This is a genomic window from Streptomyces sp. NPDC029138, from assembly GCF_055564375.1.
This window is the reverse complement of sequence record NZ_JBVHWM010000137.1, coordinates 1-3,299: the sequence shown is the minus strand read 5'-3', so window position 1 is coordinate 3,299 and position 3,299 is coordinate 1. Positions and strand designations below refer to the sequence as shown.

2 rRNA genes (1 of these 2 running past the window's edge) are annotated in these 3,299 nt (G+C 58.8%); both read right to left on the bottom strand.

The features are described 5' to 3' along the window. A 23S ribosomal RNA gene (locus ACZ4WH_RS43830) occupies nucleotides 1-1,697 on the bottom strand (it extends 1,491 nt beyond the left edge of the window). A 304-nt stretch (nucleotides 1,698-2,001) separates the two neighbouring features. Next, a 16S ribosomal RNA gene (locus ACZ4WH_RS43825) occupies nucleotides 2,002-3,299 on the bottom strand; the annotation flags it as partial.

The following is a 3,299-nucleotide window of genomic DNA, read 5'->3' as shown; positions in this document are numbered from 1 at the left end:
GCCTACACCCTTACCCCGGGACAACCACCGCCCGGGATGGACTACCTTCCTGCGTCACCCCATCACTCACCTACTAACCGCTTGGTCCGGCGGCTCCACCACTTTCCATTCCCCGAAGGGTCCGGAACGGCTTCACGGCCTTAGCATCACGATGCTCGATGTTTGACGCTTCACAGCGGGTACCGGAATATCAACCGGTTATCCATCGACTACGCCTGTCGGCCTCGCCTTAGGTCCCGACTTACCCTGGGCAGATCAGCTTGACCCAGGAACCCTTAGTCAATCGGCGCAAACGTTTCTCACGTTTGTATCGCTACTCATGCCTGCATTCTCACTCGTCAACCGTCCACGACTACCTTCCAGTGCCGCTTCACCCGGCAGACGACGCTCCCCTACCCATCACAGCCACCGTTGGGCGTTATGCTGCAATGACACGACTTCGGCGGTACGCTTGAGCCCCGCTACATTGTCGGCGCGGAATCACTAGACCAGTGAGCTATTACGCACTCTTTCAAGGGTGGCTGCTTCTAAGCCAACCTCCTGGTTGTCTGTGCGACTCCACATCCTTTCCCACTTAGCGTACGCTTAGGGGCCTTAGTCGATGCTCTGGGCTGTTTCCCTCTCGACCATGGAGCTTATCCCCCACAGTCTCACTGCCGCGCTCTCACTTACCGGCATTCGGAGTTTGGCTAAGGTCAGTAACCCGGTAGGGCCCATCGCCTATCCAGTGCTCTACCTCCGGCAAGAAACACACGACGCTGCACCTAAATGCATTTCGGGGAGAACCAGCTATCACGGAGTTTGATTGGCCTTTCACCCCTAACCACAGGTCATCCCCCAGGTTTTCAACCCTGGTGGGTTCGGTCCTCCACGAAGTCTTACCTCCGCTTCAACCTGCCCATGGCTAGATCACTCCGCTTCGGGTCTTGAGCGTGCTACTCAAACGCCCTGTTCGGACTCGCTTTCGCTACGGCTTCCCCACACGGGTTAACCTCGCAACACACCGCAAACTCGCAGGCTCATTCTTCAAAAGGCACGCAGTCACGAGAACAAGGCAAGCCTTGCTCCGACGCTCCCACGGCTTGTAGGCACACGGTTTCAGGTACTATTTCACTCCGCTCCCGCGGTACTTTTCACCATTCCCTCACGGTACTATCCGCTATCGGTCACCAGGGAATATTTAGGCTTAGCGGGTGGTCCCGCCAGATTCACACGGGATTTCTCGGGCCCCGTGCTACTTGGGTGTCTCTCAAACGAGCCGCTGACGTTTCGACTACGGGGGTCTTACCCTCTACGCCGGACCTTTCGCATGTCCTTCGCCTACATCAACGGTTTCTGACTCGTCCCACGGCCGGCAGACCGTGGAAGAGAGATCCCACAACCCCGCATGCGCAACCCCTGCCGGGTCTCACACGCATACGGTTTGGCCTCATCCGGTTTCGCTCGCCACTACTCCCGGAATCACGGTTGTTTTCTCTTCCTGCGGGTACTGAGATGTTTCACTTCCCCGCGTTCCCTCCACACTGCCTATGTGTTCAGCAGCGGGTGACAGCCCATGACGACTGCCGGGTTTCCCCATTCGGAAACCCCCGGATCAAAGCCTGGTTGACGACTCCCCGGGGACTATCGTGGCCTCCCACGTCCTTCATCGGTTCCTGGTGCCAAGGCATCCACCGTGCGCCCTTAAAAACTTGGCCACAGATGCTCGCGTCCACTGTGCAGTTCTCAAACAACGACCAGCCACCCATCACCCCGAACCAACAGGTCCGAGTTCACTGGGGCCGGCATCTTGAGGGGGTTCATTCCCTCAGACACCCAACAGCGTGCCCGGCCAGCTCCCGTCCGGCGATCGTGCGTTCCACGCTCTTACGAGCAGTACTAGCAGCCACCGACCCGAGGTCCCGACCGAATAGTCAACGTTCCACCCATGAGCAACCAGCATCAGACGTTCGCTGATGTACTGGCCTCTGGACCGCTAGGCGGCCTAGAAGTGCTCCTTAGAAAGGAGGTGATCCAGCCGCACCTTCCGGTACGGCTACCTTGTTACGACTTCGTCCCAATCGCCAGTCCCACCTTCGACAGCTCCCTCCCACAAGGGGTTGGGCCACCGGCTTCGGGTGTTACCGACTTTCGTGACGTGACGGGCGGTGTGTACAAGGCCCGGGAACGTATTCACCGCAGCAATGCTGATCTGCGATTACTAGCGACTCCGACTTCATGGGGTCGAGTTGCAGACCCCAATCCGAACTGAGACCGGCTTTTTGAGATTCGCTCCACCTCGCGGTATCGCAGCTCATTGTACCGGCCATTGTAGCACGTGTGCAGCCCAAGACATAAGGGGCATGATGACTTGACGTCGTCCCCACCTTCCTCCGAGTTGACCCCGGCGGTCTCCCGTGAGTCCCCAGCACCACAAGGGCCTGCTGGCAACACGGGACAAGGGTTGCGCTCGTTGCGGGACTTAACCCAACATCTCACGACACGAGCTGACGACAGCCATGCACCACCTGTACACCGACCACAAGGGGGCGCCCATCTCTGGACGTTTCCGGTGTATGTCAAGCCTTGGTAAGGTTCTTCGCGTTGCGTCGAATTAAGCCACATGCTCCGCCGCTTGTGCGGGCCCCCGTCAATTCCTTTGAGTTTTAGCCTTGCGGCCGTACTCCCCAGGCGGGGCACTTAATGCGTTAGCTGCGGCACGGACAACGTGGAATGTTGCCCACACCTAGTGCCCACCGTTTACGGCGTGGACTACCAGGGTATCTAATCCTGTTCGCTCCCCACGCTTTCGCTCCTCAGCGTCAGTATCGGCCCAGAGATCCGCCTTCGCCACCGGTGTTCCTCCTGATATCTGCGCATTTCACCGCTACACCAGGAATTCCGATCTCCCCTACCGAACTCTAGCCTGCCCGTATCGAATGCAGACCCGGGGTTAAGCCCCGGGCTTTCACATCCGACGTGACAAGCCGCCTACGAGCTCTTTACGCCCAATAATTCCGGACAACGCTTGCGCCCTACGTATTACCGCGGCTGCTGGCACGTAGTTAGCCGGCGCTTCTTCTGCAGGTACCGTCACTCTCGCTTCTTCCCTGCTGAAAGAGGTTTACAACCCGAAGGCCGTCATCCCTCACGCGGCGTCGCTGCATCAGGCTTGCGCCCATTGTGCAATATTCCCCACTGCTGCCTCCCGTAGGAGTCTGGGCCGTGTCTCAGTCCCAGTGTGGCCGGTCGCCCTCTCAGGCCGGCTACCCGTCGTCGCCTTGGTGAGCCGTTACCTCACCAACAAGCTGATAGGCCGC